Raw genomic sequence first — 21,829 nt, 5'->3', positions numbered from 1 at the left:
GCTGGGCATGGCTTTCGTCCCCGCTCTCTCTAGTTGGCGGCCACATCGGCCGACTTGGCTGTTGGGGTCTGACAGAGCTTGGCCTCGACCTCCAGACCCGCCGGCATGTCTTCCGGCGCCTCGATTTCCAGGGAGAGGAACTGCTGGTTCGACCAGTCTTCGTCGTTGCGCAGCTCGAAGACGTAGCGTCCACCGGTGTCCACCGACTTGGACTGCTCGATCTTCAGCTGTTCGCGCCGACCGTTCATGTACCAGATGGTGTTCTTGAGTTCGTGCACGCCGGGGTCCGAGTAGGTGACGTCGGCGGTGTAGCTGCCCGAACGGATCGGCATGGCGCCGCTGTTGACCAGCACCTCGTTGCTGCCCGGATGCAGCTTGACCTTGCGGGTCAACGCCGGCTTGCCGTTGGCGCAGCCGTTGTCCACCAGCGGCATGGCCTGGCGGTAGAAGCTCTTCTGCGCCATGTCGTAGTGGGTGGCGAATTCCCAGATGAGGATCTTCGGCGGCTTGTCGTGGAATTCCTTGCTGGTCATGTACGCCAGCAGGGAGCTGTCGAAGCCGCCGCCGGAGACCGCGTTGTTGAGGATGTCGACCTTGGCGTACTCCTCCAGGAAGCCGGCGAAGTTGTAGGCCGGGCCGCTGTTGGAGGTGCCGACCAGCGCGACCTGGGCATCGCCGCCTTCACCGAACAGATCGCCGCCGCCCGAATCGCCTACCGGTTCGGTCTCGAAGCGGTCGACGTACTGCGGCGCATAGCCGCTGCCGCAGAGCTGGGCGGCGGCCTTGTGGAAGGTGCCGAGCTTGGACAGCAGGCCCACGCGCTTGCTTTCGAATTCCTTCTTCGGCACGTCCTTGTAGGCGGGGATTTCCTTCAGTGTCTCGGCCACGATCTTTGCGCTGCGCATCGCGCCGTAGGGCGTCCAGTGGTGGTCACCCTTGAAGTAGAAGGGGTGCTCCTGCTTCTCGTCGAACAGTGGGGAGAAGTCCGGGGTGTAGATGCCGGCCTTGCGGAACTGGGCGATGGTCGCCAGGTAGTTCTGCTTGGCCAGTTCGTAGTTGAAGCTGGCCTTCTCCTGCGGGTTGAGCTTCTCGCGGTTCACCAGGCCGCGGGTGGGCTGGTAGACCACCACCAGGTCGATGCCCTTGCGCTTGAGTTCGTCGCGCAGTTGCTTGAGCTCGCGCCAGCCTTCGGCCGTGGTGCCGAAGTCGGTGCGCAGGTCGTAGGTGGTACGGAACAGCCAGTCTTCCTGGGCCGGCACCAGGTGGGTGAAGAAGCCCAGGTACTTGGTGTTGTAGGCCGCGTCGTTGGCCGCGTTCGGGCACAGCGCAGCGGTCGGCTGGGCGGTGTAGGTCGGCGCCGAGGCGTCGGCGGCCAGGGCCTGGTGGGCGAGCAGCAGGCTGGCGGTGAGGCCCGACAGGCGCAACAGGTTGGAAGTCATACGTTTCATGGTCGGTCCTCAGTTCTGCAATTCGGCCTGGCTTTCCACGGGGTCGAGCAGCACGGCGCGTTGCTGGCGCACCAGCAGGTCCAGGATCTGGTCCTGCTTCTCGCCGAGCACTCCGTTGAAGCTGATCCCGGAGGATTTGGTCGGGCCGAGCATGGCCACCTTGTAGAGCTCCAGCGACAGCGGCGAGTCCACCGACAGGGGGCCGGAGCCATTGCCGGCCAGCTTGCCGCCGACCACGATCAACGAGACCTTGGTATCGAAGGGGTCGAGGTCGATGTTGCGGTCGGTGTCGGACAGGTCCTTGATGTGGCCGTAAACGCCCATCAGATGGTTGCCGGCGGCCAGGTTCTCGTACAGGCGGATGTTCACGCTGTTGCGGATGCGGATGCCGTGGCGCTGGTTGGCCAGCACCTGGTTGCCGTAGATGAGGTTGTCGCTCGACTCGTAGAGGGTGATGCCGTCGGAGTGGTTGCGGTACACCTCGTTGTAGGCCACCAGGTTGCGTTCGGAGTTACGGTCCAGGACGATCCCGGAGAGGTGGTTGTCGTAGGTCTTGTTGTGGAAGATCCAGCTGTCGTTCACCTCACGGGAAACGATGATGCCGTGCTTCTTCTTGGTTCCATGGACGACGTTCTCGGCGATGACCAGGCGGCGCGAGCGGTCGTGCGGGTCGATGCCGTAGATGACGTTGTCCTTGTAGGTGTTGCCGCGTACCACGAGGTCGTCCGCCTCGTAGCAGTAGAAGCCGTACCAGGCGTCGACGAAGGTCGAGCCGATCACCCAGCCTTTCGGGCGCGGGCGCTTCATGGTCTTGTCCATGCCTGGGCTGTACTGGGAGATGGAGATGCCGTAGGCCTTGGAGGCGTTGTAGCCGAAGCTGGTGAAGGTGCTGTTCACCAGGTAGGCCTCGGCGCCGCCCCAGGAAATCAGGAACGGACGGAATTCGTTCGGGCTCTTGAACCAGGCCGGCTCTTTCTTCGCCTCGTTCCAGGCGGTGACCTTGGAGTCGCGCACGAACAGCTTGCCGTCGTTGACCAGGAAGGCGCCGCGGTCCTGGGACAGGCGCAGTTCCTTGACCTTGCCATCGATCTCCAGGGTCGCGCCCTGGTTCACCACGATCGGCAGGCGGGCAATGTAGATGCCCGGTTCGACCTCTTCCAGCGCGGTTTTCGGCAGCTTGGCGGCGAGGTCGGCGAGGCTGACGTAGCCGCCTTCGATGAAGATCGCCTGGGGCATCTGGCGTTGGCGCTTCACCCACTCGGCGAGGCGGTTCTTGCCGCCGGTGAATTCCTTCAGCGGCTGCTGCTGGACCATGCGCTGCACCACGGCCTTGCCATGCTTGCTGCGGTCGATCTTCTTCTGCACGGCCTCGGCGGTGTAGCCGGAGAGGTCAGGCAGCTTGGGCGGTTCCATGTGCAGCGGCTCGCTGGGCGCGGCAGTCACGGTGTAGCTGCCGGATTCCTTCAGCGTCTTGGTCTGGCCCGGTTCGGTGCCCGAGGGGGCTTCGGGGGCTTTTTCGGCACTGCTGTCTTTTGCTTTTGCATTGCCGTTCTTGCCATGGGCGGAGGCTTCCACCTTCGCGCTGGCGTGGGCCTTGTCCGCGGGCGGCGCGGCCCACACCGGCGCGGTGGCGCTGAACAGGCCGCCAAGCAGCAGCGCGGTCAGCGGCAGGGCGTGTAACGGATGGCGGTTCATGGCCGTTGTCTCCTTGCGAGCGCTGGCATGGTTTGTCGGGCTCCCTTGCTTGCGGGCGTGACGGGCGAGCCGCAGGCGGTCGTCCGCCTGCGCTTTTGCGTCATTCCCGCCACTGTGGGGAGCCATCAACAAACCAGCCATTGCTGCAGTCCTCAGAAGCGCCAGATCACATCGACGAAGGCGTGGTGCATGGTCGAGTCGACGTGGCTGCCGTAGGCGTCGCCGGGCTTGAACACACCGCCACGGAAGCGCACCAGCGCCGACGGTTCGTCGATTGCCTGGCTCATCGATGCCGGCAGCAGGCCCTGCTTGAAGTACTTGGTCATGACCAGGTCGACCTCTTGGCCGATGTCCTTGGAGTCGTTGACCAGCGGGGCGCTGATGCCGCTGTTGCCGATATCCGAGTCGCTGTCCACGCGCCGGAACTTGTTGTAGATGACGCTGGCGTCGTAGTCCTCGCGCAGTTGCCAGGAGCCGAACAGGGTGGCGGCCTCAAGGTTCGAGAGCTCACCCCGGAAGGCCTCGCCGAAGCGATGCGCGCGGGCGCGGGTGCCGGTGAAGTTGGAGCGGTTGCTTTCCAGGCCGGTCTGTTCGAACTGGTCTTCGCCGTTCTTGCCACCGCCGCTGCCACGGGCGTAGGCACCGCCGACGCGCCACTGCTCGTCGATGTTCCAGCGCAGGCCGAGGTCGGCGCCGTAGGCATCCACGTCGCCACTCTGCTTGCCGGTGGCGATGCGCTCGCCGTTCACCGGGACGGTGGTCAGGCGGTCGCGGTTACCGGTCAGCCAGGTGGCGCTGGCCCAGTAGTTGATGGGCATCTGCGAGCGCCAGTTGTAGCCGTCGCCGTTGGCTTCGATGCCGACCCAGGTCAGGTCGCCGGTGGAGCGCTTGTCCAGGGAGTCGACGGTCTCGCCCGGGTCCGGCAGGCTGCCGCTGTCATCGGAGTGGTGCAGGCGCAGGCCCACCCAGTGCTGGGGCATCCACTGCGTGGAGATGTCGCCGAAGACGTGGGTGCGGTCCTTGTCATCCGGCGCCAGGTCGGTGATGTCGGTGCGGTAGTCGGAGAAGCGCTGGGCGGCGCCGACATGGGCACGCAGCAGGGTGGTGTCGAAGGTCCAGTTCAGGGCCTCGATGTTGGTGTCCTGCCACATGCCGCTGTCTTCGCGCAGGCGCTGGCGGCCGAAACGCAGGTGCTCGCCGGGGTACTGGGTGAGGCCGGCGTAGTCCACCCAGAACTCGCGCAGGGCCAGGTAGGCGTCGTCCGGCTCGCGCTTGTTGTCGCTGCCCTGGGTGCTGTCGTTGTTGATGTCGTCGTTCTGCAGGGTGTCGGTCTGGATGGTGTCGGTGGCGGCGACCGCCTGACCCATCACGTAGGCGCTCCAGTCGCCCCACTGGCCGAAGGCCCAGGGGCGCAGGTCGATACCCAGGCCGTTGAGGTCGCCGCCGTGGGCGGTGCCCAGGTCGCGGTCATCCTCGGATTCAGCGGTGATCTTGACGTCAAGGCCGTAGTTCTTTGGCGGCTCCTCTGCCGCCAGAGCAAGACTGCCGAACAGGGTGCCGGCGAGGCTGATGCCGGCGCCGAGCATGGCTGGGAACAGGCGTGCGCGGCGAACAGCGGAAGCCAGAGCTCGCGGTTGAAACAGCGGGGTGGTCATCGGGACGTTGCGCTTCATAGGTTTTCTTGTTCCTGGTTGTTCTGCAGAAGGCTGACGGTGGCTTGCCAGTTGGCGCCGCGCGTTTGTTCCTCGCGCTTGAGCAACTGCTGGGCCGCAGTGCGGTCGGCCGGTTGTATCTGCGGCTCGATCAGCGCCATCAGGTCAGTTGCGGTGGGGACCTGCTGGCGTTTTGCAAGCTCGCCGAAGACGTAAGCGTTGACCAAATTCGGCCGAACGCCACGTCCTTGGGAAAACAATTGCGCGAGCGCCATGTCGGCGCTGGCCTGCCCGGCCCGCGCGGCGATCAGCAGGTGGTCCACCGCTTTCTGCGGGTAGACCTTGCCCAGGTAGCCACGGCGGTAGATCTGGCCGAGGTAGTAATGCGCCTGGGGCTCGGTGGCGGCGGCCTTGAGCAGGTACTGTTCGGCCTTCTGCGGCTCCTGCGGGGCCCACTTGCCGTCGTAGTAGAGGCGGCCCAGCAGCAGCTCGGCGCGCGGTTGGGCGGCGTCCTGGGCTTTCTTCAGGTAACTGAGCATCTGGTCCAGGTCGCCCAGGTCGGGGTTGTCGTACTGCAGCTTGGCCAGGCTCACCCAGGCCGCGGGGTAGGCCGGGGCGATTTCGGTAAGCAGCGCCTGGGCGGCTTGCGGGTCAGGCGTGCCGAGGTTTTCGTCGGCCAGCACGCCAGCCACCGAGTCGACGCGCTCGGAGGGCACGTGGCCGGCCTTCCAGGTGGTCTTGAGCGCTTCGATATGGGCGTTCTGCTTATCCTTGTTGCCCTGGATCTGGTACACGGTGGCCAGTTCCATCCAGCACACGTCCATGCGGCTCAGCCAGCGCTGGCAGACCTGCTCGATCTCGCCCAGGTGCTGGTTGTAGGTGCCCTGGGTGCGGTAGAGGATGATCTGCGCCAGGTCCGCCTGCGGCAGGCCCTGTTCGCGCCACTGGTCGATGCGCTGCTGCGGGTTCACGTTCGGCCAGGCCTGCGGGTATTGCAGGTAGAGGACGATCAGCGGCACCAGTGCGCTGTCCTCGCCCTCGTTGAAGGCGCGGGTCAGCAGTTGCTCGGCTTCGCGGTGCTCGGCGTCGGTGCCGCCGGGCTTGGCCGCCAGCCACTTGCCCAGGCGGGCACGGGCGCGCGGGGAGGTCTCGGCCGCTTCGCGGTAGAGCTTCTCGGCGCGGGCCTGCTCGGCGGGGTCGCCGGTGGCGGTTTGCATGTCGGCCAGTCCGACCTGTGCGTCGGCGTAACCCATGGTCGCCAGGGCCTGGAAGTTGGCCTGGGCGGTGGCGATGTCGCCACGTTCCAGGGCTTCCTGGGCCAGGCGCTGGTCAGGCAGGCCGGCGCAGCCAGCGGCCACGGCGATGGCCAGTGCCAGGGCCAGCTTAGGGGCCATCTTCAGGGCAAGGGCTTCGACGGGACGGTTCATGGCGTATTCCCTCTTAGCGTGCGGTGGCCAGGGCCATCGCCTTGTTCAGCAGGGTGCGGCCCGGCAGGCCGCCGATGCTGACTTCGGTCGGACGACCGGCGAGCAGGGTGTCCAGCGGCTGGTCCGGCTGGATCTGTACACGGATTTCCGAGGCGAGGTCGCCGTCCACCGGCGCGGTGCGGACGATGCGGCCGCCACGCACTTCGCTGTCACCGGCGATCTGGAAGTGCACGGCGGTGCCCGGCGAGAGTTCGGCGGCGTTGCGGTAGGGGAAGCGGGCCTCGACGGTGGCGGTGCTGTCGCGCGGGGTCAGGGTGAAGATGATGTCGCCCTTGTTGGCGAACTGGCCGTTGGCCACGCGCTGCTCGACCACGCGGCAGTCGCACGGGCTGGTCAGGGTGCCTTTCATCTGGTGGCCGAACAGCTTCTCGATGTTGCTCGGGCTGAGCTGCTCTTCGGTCAGGTTGCCCTTGAGCAGGTCCAGCAGGTTGGCGGAGAAGGTGGCGATCGGCGCGCCCTTGGCGACGTCGGCGCCAGCCTCCACCAGGCTCTCCACGGTGCCTTCGCGCGGCATGGTGATCTGCTGGTTGGCGACGTTGACCACGCCCGAGTCGGCGTGGGTGACGAAGTACAGGTTGTAGATGTTGTTGAGGATCACCGCGAAGGCGCCGACGCCGACCACGAAGATGGCGGTGCTCAGGGTCACCGCGCGGATGCGGCTGAAGAAGCCCATGCCGCCGCTGCCGATGCCGTGCTTGCGGGCCTTGGTGAAGTTCTCGCGCTGCAGGGTGTTGAGCATGTCGCCGACGCTGATCACTTCACCGGCGAGGAAGGAGGTGATCAGGTAGCGCAGGGCGGCGACCTCGCGCGGCTTCAGGTGCTGGAATTCGCAGCCGACGCGGCGGCTGTCCGGCTCGAAGGAGCGCACCTGGAAGTCGACTTCCAGGGAGAAGCTGATGCTGTCGATCTGGAACAGCAGCTTGCCCTTGTGCAGGTCGCCCACCTGGACCGGCGCGCTGCCCGCGGTGAAGGCGAAGCCCCCGGCGGAGATGTCCAGCAGGCGGGCATCGACGCCTTCACGGTTGGCACCGATGTAGCGGATGCGCGCGGGCAGTTTGACCCGGGCGTGCTGGCGCTGGGCTTCGGATTCGTGCACGACATTGACGTTGACGGCGGTATTCATGTGGGCGAGTCCTGTTGTAGCTAATAGGGGGCGGTCAGACGATGGTCAGCAGTACGGCAACGAAGACGCTGGCCGCGGAAAAGGTCATGGCGCGTGAGGACCAGGTGTTGAACCATTGCTGGAAGCTGGCCAGACCGCGGTCGAGCTTGGTGTTCTGGCGGGTCCACGACTGCTGGTCGAGGCGGAAGAACACGTAGATCTTCACCATGGCGCCGACGATCTGGTTGTAATAAAGAATCAGCGGGTAGGCCGGCCCGATGTGGTGCCCCGACAGCGACAGCAGCAGGGTCAAGATGAATCGGGTGATGCCGATCCACAGCAGGTAAATCAGCAGGAAGACGATGCTGTACTTGATGCTGGCGATGATTGCGGCGACCAGGCCCAGCAGGCAGGTCCACATCGACAGGCGCTGGTCGAACAGCACCACGCTGGTGAACCAGCCCAGGCGTTGCGGGCCCAGGGCCAGGGCGCGGGAGTTCTGCCGCAGGTTGTTGCCGTACCAGCGGAACATCAGCTTGCGGCTGGCCTTGATGAAGCTCTTTTCCGGCGGGTGCTCGACGGTGTTGATCGCCGCGTCCGGCACGTAGAAGGTGTCGTAGCCCAGGCGCATCAGGCTGTACCAGCTGGACTTGTCGTCGCCGGTGAGGAACTGGAAGCGGCCCAGACGCCAGTGGTCGAGGTGATCGCTTTCCACGTCGGCGATGAAGTCCGGGTCGGTGACGACCTGGGCGCGGAACACCGACATGCGCCCGGTCATGGTCAGCACGCGCTTGGACAGGGCCATGGAGCACATGTTGATGTGGCGTTGGGCGAAGCGCAGCTTGTGCCACTCGCTCATGATGTAGCCGCCCTGCACCTCGCAGAATTCGTTGGTGGTCAGGCCGCCGACGTTGCTGAACAGCTTGAACCAGGGCACGGTCTTGCGTACTACGCCGGGCTCCAGCACGGTGTCGCCGTCGATCACCGCGACCACGGCGTGTTCGTCCGGCAGGTCACGGGAGATGGCGCGGAAGCCGTGGGCCAGGCCGTCGCGCTTGCCGGTGCCGGGGATACGCACGAAGTCGAGCGAAACGTGTTCCGGCGGATTGAGTTTCTGCCACTGCTGCTTGATCAGCACCTCGTCGGACATCTCGACGATGGAGCACACCACGGTGGTGGGATAGCCGCAGGCGATGGCCTCCTTGATCACCGAGCGATAGACCATGGAAGTGGTCAGTGCGTCGATGCGGAAACTGGTGACCATCAGGAATACATGGGATGGATCGGCCGCGTCGCCCATCTTGCGCAGCTTGCGGCGGTAGTAGGGGTAGACGCCATAGAGGAACAGCATGCCGCGCAGGAAGTGCAGGCCGCCCATGGAATAGCGCCAGATGCCGACCGCACCGATCAGTAGCAGGAAGTCCTTGGAGTCGGCGTCGAACACGGTCTTGGGCACTGCCAGCGCCAAAACCATCAGCAGGCTGAGAAAGGCCAGCCAGCCCAGGGCTTCACCGATCACTCGTTTGTAGGTTTCCATGATGAGATCCGTCAGTCGCGTCGTTGGGGCGGTGGAGGCCCTCGTAGGAGCGAGCTTGCTCGCGAACCCGCCTGGCACTGTGGTGTGGCGGAGAGCGTTCGCGAGCAAGGACCAGGTGCCTCCCTCGCTCCTACGAAGAGCCGGTTGCGCTTACCAGCAGATGCCTTCGGCGCGTTCGTCGGTGACGCTCGGCATGAAGCCGATCAGGTCAACGACCTTCTTGCCTTCGGACGCCTTGTTCACCACGTCGACGAACAGCTCGTCGCCATTGCCCAGCACCAGGATGTCGGAGGACTTCACGACGGCATCCAGGTCCGAGACCAGCAGCGAGGAAACGTGGGGGATCTTCGATTCGATGTACTCCTTGTTCGCGCCATGGACGCGGGCGTACTCGACGTTGCGGTCGAAGATCTGCAGGTCGTAGCCCTTGCCGATGAGCATCTCGGCCAGTTCCACCAGCGGGCTTTCGCGCAGGTCATCGGTGCCGGACTTGAACGACAGGCCGAGCAGGCCGACCTTGCGGCTGCCGTGCGCGGCGATGATGTCGAAGGCCTTCTGCACCTGGTGCTGGTTGCTGCGCATGATCGAGCCGAGCATCGGGTGCTCGACGTCCAGCTGGCTGGCACGGTAGGTGAGGGCGCGCACGTCCTTGGGCAGGCAGGAACCGCCGAAGGCGAAGCCGGGCTTCATGTAGTAGCGCGACAGGTTGAGCTTGTTGTCCTGGCAGATGACATCCATCACCTCGCGGCCGTCGACGCCCACCGCCTTGGCGATGTTGCCGATCTCGTTGGCGAAGGTGACCTTGGCGGCGTGCCAGACGTTGCAGGTGTACTTGATCATCTCGGCGACCTCGATGGTCTTGCGGATGATCGGCGCGTCCAGTTCGCGGTAGATCTCTTCCAGCAGGTCGCCGGTCTGGGCGTCCAGTTCACCGATGACGGTCATGGGCGGGAAGTCGTAGTCCTTGATCGCGGTGGATTCGCGCAGGAACTCCGGGTTGGTGCCCACGCCGAAGTCGACGCCGGCCTTCTTGCCCGAGCAGTCTTCGATGATCGGGATCACCACGTTGTTCACGGTGCCCGGCAGCACGGTGCTGCGCACCACCACGGTGTGGCGGTCTTTCTTCTCGCGGATGGCGTAGCCGATTTCGCGGCAGACCGACTCGATGTAGCCCAGGTCCAGGTCACCATTCTTCTTGCTCGGCGTACCGACGCAGATGAACGACACATCGGTGTCCAGAACGGCCTTCTTGAAGTCGGTGGTGCCCGACAGGCGAGCGGAACGGATGCCCTGCTCCAGCAGCGATTCCAGACCGGGTTCGACGATGGGCGACTTCCCTTTGTTGATCAGATCGATCTTGGTGGTGGAAACATCCACCCCGACGACTTCGTGGCCTCGTGCGGACAGGCAGCCGGCACATACTGCGCCAACGTACCCAAGACCAAAGATGCTGATTCGCATCGCATTCACCTCGTTCAATTGTCGAGCTTTCAAAGTTGCCCCGAAGGGCGGTTTATTCCGTTTGCCCCGAAGGGCACTTTATTCAGGCTGAAAGAATCCGCGGAAGGCACACTCAGGTGTCCTCCGTACTTCCTCCGGTTAGGCAGGGAAAGTAGTGCTAAACTTCAGAGCACTGTCTTTGGGCAAATTTCAAATACTTGCCCCGTTATGTTTCAGGCGGATTTCACTGTGTGTTCATTTCCGCGCTGATGTGCTCCGGTTTGCTTTGATGATTGCCTTCATCATCTAAAAGTTCAGTTTTTTCATGTGCTTGCGATTGTTCAATGCCAATTGGGAATTATCGTTAGAACAAAAGAGCCCATGTCATCGATGCACTTCGGTGATCTGCATCAATGATCGTTGCGGAAATAGGATTTATCCCGAACAGGGTTAGTTCCTTCCACTCATCCCATCCCTGAAATCTTTTGAAATATCCAAATGACATCATTTGATGCCGCAGTAATGGCAAAAGGGAAGTTGTTCTGGAGTGTATCGGTGCAGTGCAATCTGCAAGGTGTGGAAAAGTTCAATTGAATTTTCGGTGAAATTCGACCGCGCGTCGCCTTCAATAGGTTCGTTCAGCTGCCGTTCAGCTTTCTCCATTGCAAGTTGCAATCGTGAAATGCACGTCATGGCCATGGGCTGTTAGTGGCAATTGAGAGGCTTGGGGAGGGCAAATCAGGGAGGTTTTCTTGCCACGAACGGCAGGTCGGGGGTCGAAAAAAAATCTCACGATTTTTCCCGAAGCAGACGAACGGCTATACAGACCCTATGAACAGTAAGGTCAATCGGGCGTTTTTTGAGCAAGAAATAGACAAGCCAGCCCCCTCTGGCTGACTCATTTCATGGTCAATGGCTTACAGGCGACTTGGCATCAGGCGGAGAGGCAGGGCAGGAACGGCGGGAGGGGAGCCCGATGGGCTCCCGGCAGGACGGGTCAGTCTTCGGGGTGATCGCGCAGGAACACCAGTTGGTCCGCCTTGGAGTGCTCGGCGCTGTAGAAGTAGCCGGCGTAGTTGAAATCCTTCAGGCCCTCGGGGTCTTGCAGGCGCTCCTTGATCACGTAGCGCGCCATCATCCCGCGGGCCTTCTTGGCATAGAAGCTGATGATCTTGTACTGGCCGTTCTTCAGGTCCTTGAACTCGGTGTCGATCACCCGCGCGTTCAATGCCTTGCGCTTCACCGCGCCGAAGTACTCGTTGGAGGCCAGGTTCAGCAGCACGTCGTCGCCCTGCTGGGCCAGGGCTTCATTCAGCCAGCCGCTGATGCGTTCGCCCCAGAAGGCATAGAGGTCCTTGCCACGGGCGTTGGCCAGTCTGGTGCCCATTTCCAGGCGGTAGGGCTGCATCAGGTCCAGCGGGCGCAGCACGCCATAGAGGCCGGACAGCATGCGCAGGTGGCGCTGGGCGAAGTCGAAGTCGTTCTCGCTGAAGTCCTCGGCCTGCATGCCGGTATAGACGTCGCCCTTGAAGGCCAGCAGCGCCTGCTTGGCGTTGGCCGGGGTGAACTCCGGGTGCCAGCTGCCGAAGCGCGCGGCGTTCAGGCCGGCGAGCTTGTCCGACAGGCTCATCAGCTCGGCGATCTGCGCCGGCGACAGTTCCCGCAGGATGCCGATCAGTTCCTGCGCATCATCCAGGTGCTCGGGCAGGGTGAAGCGCTCCGTCACCGGGGCGGTGTCGTAGTCCAGGGTCTTGGCGGGGGAAATCACCATCAGCATCGTGCGGTCTCCTACAAGCGAGCGGCGATTGTAAGGAGTCGCAGGCGTTGGCTCCAGCTATGGGGACGATAGGAGGCGCTGCTCCACCGGCACCTCTTCCATGCGTTTGAGCAGCTCGCCGAGGAAGCAGCGCTCAGCCTGGGTGTGCTTCTGCTCGCGATTCCACAGCAGGTGGATGTCCACATCGGCCACGCCGTCTTCCGGCGGCAGCGCCCACAGCCGCCCCATGGCAAGGTCGTCGGCGACGATGTGGTGGGGCAGGCAGCCGATGCCAAAGCCGCAGGTCACCAGGCGGCGCACTTCCTCAAGGCTGGGAGAGGAGGCCACCAGCTTGCCGGTGAAGCCCTGCTGGTCGCGGAAGATGGTCAGCGGTGAAAGCACTTCACCAATCTGGTCGCTGGTGAAGGTGACGTAGTCCTCACCCTGCAGATCGGCCAGGTGCAGGTCGCGGCGGCCGTAGAGCGCGTGGTGGCGGCCGCAGAGGAACACATAGCGCTGGCGCAGGAAGGCACGTTGCTCGAGGCGCGGCGAGGGTTGGCGGCACAGGGCCAGCCCCAGGGTGGCGGTCTTCTGCTGCAGCGAGCTGAGCACGTCGGCGCTGCGCATCACCTCTACATCCAGTTCCACGCCGGGGTGAGCGCGGTGGAAGTCGCAGAGGAACTGGTCGTAGAAGTCCGACTGGATGCGGCTGATGCTCAGCAGGCGGACCTTGCCCACCACCTGGTCGGCCGGCTGCTCCAGAGCGGCCGCCAGGCGCGAGACGTTGCCGTTGATGTCGCCGGCGATGCGCAGGATTTCCTCGCCCAGCGCGGTGATCTCGAAGCGCGGCCCGCGCCGTTGTACCAGGGCCGCGCCCAACTGCTCCTCCAGCCGCCGCAGCGCCTGGCTGACCGCTGGTTGGGTCAGGTGCAGGCGTGCGGCGGCGCGGCTGATGCTGCGTTCCTGGCCAATCACCAGCCAGGTGCGCAACAGGTTCCAGTCCAGGCGGTCATTGAGGAAGCGGCCGAGTTCCATGGGGGGCTCCGGTGAAAGAATGCTCCTATTATAAGCAGGGTTTATTCTTTGAATAACGATTAGAAAATTGACTGATTATCAGGTGAGGGGCGATAACGTCCCGGTGCGCCAGAGAGCGCCCAGCCCGCCTAAAACAATCGACAAGATCGGGAGCCTGAGATGTCCCAGCCCGCACCCCAGCCGGTTCGCGCCGCCACGGCCGCGTTCATCGGCACCATGATCGAGTGGTACGACTTCTATATCTACGCCACCGCCGCCGCCCTGGTGTTCGGCACGCTGTTCTTCCCCTCCGAAAGCCAGTTCCTCAGCACTATGGCTGCCTTCGGCACATTCGCCGTGGGCTTCTTCGCCCGCCCGCTTGGCGGCCTGATCTTCGGCCACCTGGGCGACCGTATCGGTCGCAAGAAGGCGTTGCTGGTCACCCTGGTGATGATGGGGGTGGCCACGGTCTGTATCGGCCTGCTGCCCACCTACGGACAGATCGGGTTGCTCGCGCCGGTACTGTTGGTCCTGTTGCGCATCGTTCAGGGCATCGCCGTTGGCGGCGAGTGGGGCGGGGCCGTGCTGATGGCCGGCGAACACGCGCCCAGCGGCCGGCGCACCTTCTTCGCGTCTTTCGCCCAACTGGGCAGCCCGGCCGGGCTGATCCTCTCGCTGCTGGCGTTCAAGGCGGTGACCAGCATGGACAGCCAGGCCTTCCTCGACTGGGGCTGGCGTCTGCCATTCCTTGCCAGTTCGGCGCTGTTGCTGGTGGGCCTGGCGATCCGACTGGGTGTCAACGAGTCTCCCGAGTTCGCGCGAATCAAGCAGCAGGCGCGGCAGCACAAGCTGCCGGCGCTGGAAGTCGTGCGCACGGCCTGGCGGCCGCTGTTGCTGTGCATCGGCGCCAACACCATCGGTATCGCCGGGGTCTATTTCACCAATACCTTCATGATTTCGTACACCACCCAGAACCTGGCCATCGACCGCACACTGATCCTCGATTGCCTGTTCTATGTGGCGATCATCCAGTTCTGCGTGCAGCCGCTCGCCGCACGGCTGGCCGAAGCCATTGGCGCGGCGCGCTTCCTCAAGCTGGCGGCGCTGCTGGCGGTGGCTTCGCCCTACCCGATGTTCCTGCTGGTCAGCCAGGGCCATGCGCTGGCGATCGTTCTCGGTATCGCCACCGCCGTGGTTTGCATGTCCAGCTTCTACTCGGTGATCGCCGGCTATGTCAGCGATGTGTTCGACACCCGCGTGCGCTACTCGGCGATTTCCATCGCCTACCAGGTCTGCGGCGCCATCGCCGGTGGCCTGACCCCACTGGTCGGCACCTGGCTGGCGCACCGCTTCGAGGGCCAGTGGTTGCCGCTGGCGTTGTTCTATTCCCTGCTGGCCGGCCTCTCGCTGCTGTGCATCGTCGGCCTCGACCGCCGTCTGCGGGTGCGCGCCGCGCCGGCCACCGTGTGATTTCCAGGAGACTGCAATGCTGAAGATCGATGGCGCTCGCCTGTGGGCGAGCCTGATGGACATGGCTGGGGTCGGTGCCACCGCACGTGGCGGCTCGCGCCGGCTGGCGCTCAGCGAAGAGGATCGCGCCGGCCGCCAGCTGTTCGAGCGCTGGTGCCGTGAAGCCGGCCTGAGCCTGCGTCGTGACCCGGTGGGCAACCTGTTCGCCCGTCGTGCCGGGGCAGACGACAGTCTTGACCCGGTGGTCATGGGCAGTCACCTCGACACCCAGCCCGAGGGCGGCCGCTTCGACGGCGTATACGGGGTGCTCGCCGGGTTGGAAGTGCTGCGTAGCCTGAATGACCAAGGCATCCGTACCCGCCGCCCATTGGAAGTGGCGGTCTGGACCAACGAGGAAGGCGCTCGCTTCACGCCGGCCATGCTCGGCTCGGCCACCTTCACTGGCGCTATGCCGCTGGATGCCGCGCTGGCCTCTCGGGATGCCGAGGGCGTGAGCGTCGGCGAAGCGCTGCAGACGCTTGGCTGGCAGGGGGACCTGCCGTTGGGACGGCGTCTGGATTCCTATTTCGAGGCGCACATTGAGCAGGGGCCGATCCTGGAGGACAACGGCATCGATGTCGGGGTTGTCACCGGCGGCCAGTCGATTCGCTGGCTGGACGTACGCGTCAGCGGCCAGGCCGCCCACGCCGGTACCACGCCGATGCCGCTGCGCAACGACGCGTTGTTCGGCGCTGCCGAGATGATCCAGGCCCTCGAAGCGTTGGCCCAGCGCTTTGCGCCCCACGGGCTGGTGACCGTCGGCCAGCTGGAAATTGCCAAGTCCTCGCGCAACACCATCGCCGGCCTGCTGGACTTCACCATCGACCTGCGCCACCACCGTGACGACGTGATCGCCGCGATGGAGCAGGAGGCTCGCGCGCTGCTCGAAGCAATCGCCGCACGCCGCGAGCTGACGCTGCAGATCGGTGTGCACTGGATCAGCCCGGCCACGCCCTTCGACGCCGATTGTGTCGGCCACGTGCGCGAGGCCGTGCAGAGCCTGGGTTATTCGCACCAGGACATCGTCAGTGGCGCCGGCCACGACGCCATCCACCTGGCGCGCATGTGCCCGACCGCCATGGTGTTCATTCCCTGCGTCGGCGGCCTGAGCCACAACGAGGCCGAGGACGTGATCCCCGAACAGGCGACCCAGGGCGCCGACGTGCTGCTCAACGCCGTGCTGGCCCGCGCCGGCCGTGACGACTGACAGGAGATAGCCATGCTGACTTTCTTCCATCCAGATCAACTGCTGCACCTGCCGCGCAGCTATTTTTCCCGCGGCCAGATGCGTACCCCCCAAGAGGTCCCGCAGCGTGCCGAATGCCTATTGAAAGCCGTGGGGGAACTGGGCTTCCCGATCGTGGCGCCAGCTGACTTCGGTCGCGAGCCGTTGCTGGGGGCACACAGCGCGGCATACCTGGACTTCCTCGAACACGCCTATGCGCGCTGGCACGAGGTACCGGAGGACTGGGGCGACGAGGTGATGTCCAACGTGTTCATTCGCGAGGGTAATCCGCTGCGTGGAATTCTCGCCCAGGCTGCGCGTTATCTCGCTGATGGCAGCTGTCCGGTGGGCGAGCATACCTGGCGGGCGGCGTACTGGTCGGCGCAAAGCGCCGTGGCGGCGGCGAGAGTTGTACGCGATGGTGCTCCGTCCGCCTATGCGCTATGCCGCCCGCCGGGTCACCACGCGCGGGAAGAAGCAGCCGGTGGCTTCTGTTACCTGAACAACGCCGCTATTGCTGCCGCCGAGTTGCGTGCGCGTTTCGACAAGGTCGCCATCCTCGACACCGACATGCACCACGGTCAGGGCATCCAGGAAATCTTCTACGGCCGCGATGACGTGCTCTATGTCTCGGTGCATGGCGACCCGACCAACTTCTACCCGGTGGTCGCCGGTTTCGACGACGAGCGGGGGGAGGGGCAGGGCGCAGGCTTCAATGTCAACCTGCCGATGGCTCACGGTGCCAGCGAGGAGGAGTTCTTCGCGCAGGTGAAAACAGCGCAGCAGGCGGTCCGTAAGTTCGGTGCGCAGGCGCTGGTGCTGTCACTGGGCTTCGACATCTACAAGGACGATCCGCAATCGAAAGTGGCGGTGACTACCGAAGGCTTCGCCCGGCTGGGGCGCGAGGTCGCGGCGCTGGGCATGCCGACGGTCATCGTGCAGGAGGGCGGTTATCACCTGCAGACGCTTCAGGCCAATGCGCAGGCGTTCTTCGGTGGGATGATGGACTGATCGGCCAAAAAACAGCCAACGCAAGGCGGGAGGCAGGACTTTTAAAACTAGCGCTGTCCGGAGCCCCCGCCAAGGTATTTTGTCGTGTGGCGAAAAAAACTGTTCTGAGAAAGAAAAAGACTTTTTATCGTCATGTTTTTTCCTGTATTTCTGGAGTCGTAGACCGCCGAACCCTGCAGACAGGTGGCGGCCCCGGCCCGTCCCCTTGTATGCAGTGCTCTCGTGCCCCGGTAGCGAGAGCAGGCGGCTCACCGCGCGGCGGAGCGCTGTAGTGGCATTCCGTCGTAACGCCCCCAGAAGAGGTGAACCGCGTATGGATGACCATGGACGCTCCAGCCCGACCCAGCCCACCCTGTACGTCCTCGATACCAATGTTCTGATCCACGATCCAAACGCCTTGCTGAACTTCCAGGAGCACCATGTCGCCATCCCGATGACGGTGCTGGAGGAACTGGACAAGCTCAAGACCGGTAAGCACACCGTGGCTGCGGAATGCCGCCAGGCGATCCGCCTCATCGATTCGGTGCTGGGCGAGGCGACGCCCGAGCAGGTGGAGGATGGCGTCCCCATCCAGCGCGGCAAGAGCGGTCCCTGCGGGAGCCTGTCGATCCTCATGAGCAAGCGGGCCGAGCCGATCACCTGGCTGCCCGAGCACCTCAACGACAACAAGATCATCAACCAGCTGGTGGAGCTGAAGAGTCGCCACAGCAGCAAGCGCGTGGTGCTGGTCACCAAAGACATCAACATGCGCCTGAAGGCGCGCGCCTGTGGGGTGTTCGCCGAGGACTATCACACCGACCAGCTGGTCGATGACGTCGCAATGCTGTCGCGTGGCTATCATTCGCTGTCCGGTTCGTTCTGGGACCGCGTGAGCAAGGTCGAGACCCGTCAGGACCACGGGCGCACCTGGCATCGCGTGCAACTCACCGACAACCTGCCGGCGGTGCACATCAACGAGTTCATCGTCGACGAGCAGGGCTTCGTCGGCTGGATCAAGGGCATCCAGCAGGATGAGCTGCTGATCCTCGACCTGCACCAGGAGCCGCTGCTGCACCAGGAAGCCTGGGGCCTGCGCCCGCGTGACATCTACCAGGCGCTGGCCCTCTATGCGCTGCTCGACCCGGACATCCACCTGGTCAACCTGTCCGGCGCCGCGGGCTCGGGCAAGACCATCCTGGCCCTGGCCGCCGCCATCGAGCAGACCATGGTCAGCAAGCGCTACCGTCGCATCATCGCCACCCGCAGCGTGCAGGGGCTGGACGAGGACATCGGCTTCCTGCCGGGCACCGAGGCAGAGAAGATGGAACCCTGGCTCGGCGCCATCACCGACAACCTGGAGGCGCTGCATTCGGACGACGAGTGCACCCATGGCAGCGTCGACTACATCCTCAGCAAGGTACCGCTGCAGTTCAAGTCGCTGAACTACATCCGCGGCCGCAGCTTCCAGCAGAGCCTGATCCTCATCGACGAGTGCCAGAACCTCACCCCGCACCAGATGAAGACCATCATCACCCGCGCCGGCAACGGCTCGAAGGTGGTCTGCCTGGGCAACCTGGCGCAGATCGATACGCCCTACCTGTCGGCGACCAGCTCGGGCCTGACCTACCTGACCGAACGCTTCAAGGACTTCCCCCACGGCGTGCACGTGACCCTGCAAGGGGTGCCGCGCTCGGTGCTGGCGGAGTTTGCCGAGGCGCATCTGTAACTCACCAAGGCCCGCCAATCGGCGGGCCTTTTCTTTTCAGGCCGGGGTGTTCGCGAGCAAGGACTGGGCGTCTCCTTCGTCCCGTGCGCGCAGTAACAACCGGTACGGCTCTTCGTAGGAGCGAGCTTGCTCGCGAAGCCGTCCGGCGCCATTGCCTAGCCTGTTCATACCTCTTTTTGTATACAATCCTCTCCCCAACGCGCCGCCCGTCGTACTGCCGTCGACGCGCCCCGGGGTTACACTGTTCCTTTGATCGTCCGCATTCTCCGGAGAGTTCCCGCCCGTGCTGACCCATCTCGATTCCCAAGGCCGCGCCAACATGGTCGACGTCACCGAAAAAGCCGTGACGTCCCGTGAAGCCGTGGCCGAAGCCCGGGTGCGCATGCTCCCGGCGACCCTGCAACTGATCCAGGACGGCGGCCACCCCAAGGGCGACGTGTTCGCCGTGGCGCGCATCGCCGGCATCCAGGCGGCGAAGAAGACCCATGAACTGATCCCGCTGTGCCACCCGCTGCTGCTCACCAGCGTCAAGGTCGAGCTCGCCGCCGAAGGCGAGGACACCGTGCACATCGTCGCCCGCTGCAAGCTGGCCGGGCAGACCGGCGTGGAGATGGAAGCGCTGACCGCTGCCAGCGTCGCCGCGCTGACCATCTATGACATGTGCAAGGCCGTGGACCGTGGCATGACCATCGAAAGCGTGCGCCTGCTGGAAAAGCTCGGCGGCAAGAGTGGCCATTACTTGGCGACAGATAGCGTGGCAGGAGACACCCCATGATCCGCGTGCAGTACTTCGCCCGCTACCGCGAAGCCCTGGGCCTCGACGGCGAGCAGCTGAACTGGAGCCAGTCCCTGGCCAGCCTCGACGACCTGCGGCGCCTGCTGCTGGAGCGCGGCGGTTCCTGGAGCGTGCTCGGCGAACAGAACCTGATGTGCGCGCGTAACCAGGAGCTGTGCTCCCTGGACGAACCCCTCGCCGATGGCGACGAGGTGGCCTTCTTCCCCACCGTTACCGGAGGCTGAGAGCATGGCGATCCGCGTGCAGCCGGCGGCGTTCGATCCGGGCGCCGAACTCAATGCGATGCATGCCGCCAACGTCGGCGTCGGTGCGGTGGTCGGCTTTGTCGGCTACGTGCGTGATTTCAACGACGGCCGCGAAGTCGGCGGGATGTTCCTTGAACACTACGCCGGCATGACCGAGAAGGCGCTGGAGAAGATCGCCGTGGAGGCCAACCAGCGCTGGCCGCTGCTGCGCCTGGAAATCCTCCACCGTATCGGCCGCCTGGAGCCGGGCGAACCCATCGTTTTCGTCGGCGCCGCCAGCGCCCACCGCCAGGCGGCATTCGACGCCTGCAACTTCGTCATGGACTACCTCAAGACCCGTGCGCCGTTCTGGAAGAAGGAAGACACCAGCGAAGGCCCGCGCTGGGTCGAGGGCCGCTGTAGCGACCAGGCTGCCGCCGAGCGCTGGAAAGGCTGAGTCCATTCGTCGCGCCTGCGCCCTGAAGAGGGCGTGAGCGCGGGGCTTGTCTATGCTCAGGGGCGATGCCAGGGAGGTGTCGTTGCTCTACGCCAAGGAAGCGTTCCGCGCCACGTTGTACATCTCCTGGCTCCAGCGCCGTGCCGGTGAATGCCGCCACGGCGGAATCGCTCGCCAAGGAGATTCCCCATGTACAAGCCCCATTTCGCGCTCAAGGCGCTCACCGCCGCCCTGCTGGTCGGCGGCCTCTGCCAGAGCGCGCTGGCCTGCACCACCATCATTGCCGGGCGCAAGGCCACCGCCGACGGCTCCGTGCTGGTCGCGCGCCTGGAGGACTACACCTACAACAACCACGCCAAGCGCTTCGTCGTGGTGCCGCCGCAACAGTACAAGGACGGCGACACGCTGAGTTTCGACAACGGCGTCAGCGTACCCGCGCCCAAGTCCGGGATGCGCTACACCGCCATGCGCGACTGGAACGGCGACCAGCGCGGCGCCCTCGGCCCCTGGAGCGAGTTCGGCGCCAACGAAGCCGGCGTGATTCTATCGGCCACCAACAGCACCGAGCCCAACGAGAAGGCGGCCAAGGCAGACCCTCTGGTGGCTGACGAGGGTGGGGTGATCGAGGCCATCCTGCCGGACCTGATCCTGCCCCAGGCGAAGACGGCCCGCGAAGGCGTGGAGCTGCTGGGCAAGTACGTCGAGACCCTGGGTGCCGGGGAAACCAACGGCATCCAGATCGCCGACGACAAGGAGGCCTGGCTGTTCGAGATCGGTTCCGGGCACCACTGGATTGCCGTGCGCGTGCCGGACGACGGCTACGTGGTGATGGCGAACGGCATGCGCGTGCACGACGCCGACCTCAACGACAAGGCCAATGTCCAGAGCAGCGCCGGCATCGCCGAGTTCGCCGAGAAGCACCAGTTACTGGAGAAAGTCGACCCGGCGAAATTCAACTTCGCCAAGGCCTTCGGCATCGTTGGCGACGCCTACAACGTCGACCGCGAATGGCTGGTGCAGAACAAGCTGGAGCCCGGCCGCAAGCAGGATATCCGTCAGCAGCAGTATCCCTTCTATACCAAGCCCGAGAAGCCCATCAGCGTCGAGCAGGTGGCTGCCATCCTGCGCATCGACAGCTACGCCGGTACGCCGCTGGACGGCAAGAAACCGGCCGGCGACCAGAAGCAGCGGCCGATTGCCATGGAGCGCAACGTCGAGGCACACATCCTGCAGGTTCGCCCGCAGATGCCCAAGGGCTTGCAGGTGCTGTCCTGGCAATCGCTGGGCAACGTGCGTGATGGCCTGCTGCTGCCGTACTACCTGGAGAGCCTGCGCGGCACGCCGCGGGTGTTCCAGCAGGGCAGCGACGACTTCGACGAGCACTCCGCCTGGTGGACCTTCCGTAGCCTGACTTCGCTCGCCCACGCCAACGACAAGCAGTACATGCCCTTGCTGCACGGCTGGCGCGACCGTCTGGAAGGCAGTCTGCGTGCCGCGCAGCCGGCCCAGGACGAGATGCTCAAGGCCCTCGCGCAGAAGGACGGCGAAGTGGCCCGCGCCGCCGCCGAACGCTTCAGCAACGGCACCGCGCTCTGGGCCCTGGACCAGGCGGGCGTGCTGCGCGCCAACATCCTCACCGACCTGACCAAATCCACCGAGCAGAACTACAGCCCCGAGGAGCTGGAGAAGATCAAGCATCTGTAGGGCTCTGACGGACGGTACTGCCCCGCACGCGCCGGGTCAGTACCTCCTAGGAGGAATGGGCGGTATC

The 21,829-nt window shown here is 64.5% G+C and carries 17 protein-coding genes; 8 read left to right on the top strand and 9 right to left on the bottom strand.

The features are described 5' to 3' along the window. Window positions 1–29: 29 nt before the first annotated feature. From O6P39_RS21535 to O6P39_RS21495, 9 genes are all read right to left on the bottom strand, one after another. A complete protein-coding gene (locus O6P39_RS21535) occupies window positions 30–1,448 on the bottom strand; it encodes an alginate O-acetyltransferase (protein WP_275608449.1) in 1,419 nt (472 codons plus the stop codon). A gap of 9 nt (window positions 1,449–1,457) precedes the next feature. Then, a complete protein-coding gene (gene algG, locus O6P39_RS21530) occupies window positions 1,458–3,143 on the bottom strand; it encodes a mannuronan 5-epimerase AlgG (protein ID WP_275608448.1) in 1,686 nt (561 codons plus the stop codon). Window positions 3,144–3,295: 152 nt separating this feature from the next. After that, window positions 3,296–4,729 (bottom strand): alginate export family protein, encoded by a 1,434-nt coding sequence (locus O6P39_RS21525; RefSeq protein ID WP_275612002.1) that lies wholly within the window; start codon window positions 4,727–4,729, stop codon window positions 3,296–3,298. Window positions 4,730–4,812: 83 nt separating this feature from the next. Continuing rightward, window positions 4,813–6,222 carry an alginate biosynthesis TPR repeat lipoprotein AlgK gene (algK, locus tag O6P39_RS21520; RefSeq protein WP_275608447.1) on the bottom strand — a complete coding sequence of 470 codons (1,410 nt, stop codon included), beginning with the start codon at window positions 6,220–6,222 and terminating at the stop codon, window positions 4,813–4,815. Window positions 6,223–6,235: 13 nt separating this feature from the next. Beyond that, window positions 6,236–7,405 (bottom strand): PilZ domain-containing protein, encoded by a 1,170-nt coding sequence (locus O6P39_RS21515; protein ID WP_275608446.1) that lies wholly within the window; start codon window positions 7,403–7,405, stop codon window positions 6,236–6,238. A 34-nt stretch (window positions 7,406–7,439) separates the two neighbouring features. Then, window positions 7,440–8,924 (bottom strand): mannuronan synthase, encoded by a 1,485-nt coding sequence (alg8, locus tag O6P39_RS21510; protein ID WP_275612001.1) that lies wholly within the window; start codon window positions 8,922–8,924, stop codon window positions 7,440–7,442. A gap of 147 nt (window positions 8,925–9,071) precedes the next feature. After that, complete coding sequence (algD, locus tag O6P39_RS21505) at window positions 9,072–10,382, bottom strand: GDP-mannose 6-dehydrogenase (RefSeq protein WP_275608445.1); 1,311 nt, start codon at window positions 10,380–10,382, stop codon at window positions 9,072–9,074. Between the two features lie 976 nt (window positions 10,383–11,358). Continuing rightward, the gene (gene yaaA / locus O6P39_RS21500) at window positions 11,359–12,138 is read right to left on the bottom strand and encodes a peroxide stress protein YaaA (RefSeq protein WP_275608444.1); all 780 of its coding nucleotides are present in this window, start codon (window positions 12,136–12,138) and stop codon (window positions 11,359–11,361) included. Window positions 12,139–12,195: 57 nt separating this feature from the next. After that, window positions 12,196–13,152, bottom strand: coding sequence for a LysR family transcriptional regulator (locus tag O6P39_RS21495; RefSeq protein ID WP_275608443.1), 957 nt, complete (start codon window positions 13,150–13,152; stop codon window positions 12,196–12,198). 159 nt (window positions 13,153–13,311) lie between these two features. Between O6P39_RS21495 and O6P39_RS21490 the strand changes: the two genes are divergently transcribed. From O6P39_RS21490 to O6P39_RS21455, 8 genes are all read left to right on the top strand, one after another. Then, entirely contained in the window at window positions 13,312–14,601 is a 1,290-nt protein-coding gene (locus O6P39_RS21490) for an MFS transporter (protein ID WP_275608442.1), read from the top strand. A 16-nt stretch (window positions 14,602–14,617) separates the two neighbouring features. Next, a complete protein-coding gene (locus tag O6P39_RS21485) occupies window positions 14,618–15,847 on the top strand; it encodes a Zn-dependent hydrolase (RefSeq protein ID WP_275608441.1) in 1,230 nt (409 codons plus the stop codon). A gap of 12 nt (window positions 15,848–15,859) precedes the next feature. Next, window positions 15,860–16,876 (top strand): histone deacetylase family protein, encoded by a 1,017-nt coding sequence (locus O6P39_RS21480; RefSeq protein ID WP_275608440.1) that lies wholly within the window; start codon window positions 15,860–15,862, stop codon window positions 16,874–16,876. A 313-nt stretch (window positions 16,877–17,189) separates the two neighbouring features. Next, entirely contained in the window at window positions 17,190–18,581 is a 1,392-nt protein-coding gene (locus tag O6P39_RS21475; protein WP_275608439.1) for a PhoH family protein, read from the top strand. 283 nt (window positions 18,582–18,864) lie between these two features. Further along, the gene (gene moaC, locus O6P39_RS21470; protein ID WP_275608438.1) at window positions 18,865–19,356 is read left to right on the top strand and encodes a cyclic pyranopterin monophosphate synthase MoaC; all 492 of its coding nucleotides are present in this window, start codon (window positions 18,865–18,867) and stop codon (window positions 19,354–19,356) included. Further along, window positions 19,353–19,601 carry a MoaD/ThiS family protein gene (locus O6P39_RS21465; protein WP_275608437.1) on the top strand — a complete coding sequence of 83 codons (249 nt, stop codon included), beginning with the start codon at window positions 19,353–19,355 and terminating at the stop codon, window positions 19,599–19,601. The genes moaC and O6P39_RS21465 overlap by 4 nt, the downstream gene beginning before the upstream one ends. 4 nt (window positions 19,602–19,605) lie before the next feature. Then, the gene (gene moaE, locus O6P39_RS21460; RefSeq protein WP_275608436.1) at window positions 19,606–20,058 is read left to right on the top strand and encodes a molybdopterin synthase catalytic subunit MoaE; all 453 of its coding nucleotides are present in this window, start codon (window positions 19,606–19,608) and stop codon (window positions 20,056–20,058) included. Between the two features lie 189 nt (window positions 20,059–20,247). Further along, window positions 20,248–21,762 carry a C69 family dipeptidase gene (locus O6P39_RS21455; protein WP_275608435.1) on the top strand — a complete coding sequence of 505 codons (1,515 nt, stop codon included), beginning with the start codon at window positions 20,248–20,250 and terminating at the stop codon, window positions 21,760–21,762. The last annotated feature ends 67 nt before the right edge of the window (window positions 21,763–21,829 follow it).

This window comes from Pseudomonas sp. PSE14 (assembly GCF_029203285.1).
GTDB lineage: Bacteria > Pseudomonadota > Gammaproteobacteria > Pseudomonadales > Pseudomonadaceae > Pseudomonas.
The sequence above is the reverse complement of the archived record's forward strand: the minus strand, read 5'-3'. Positions and strand labels throughout refer to the sequence as shown.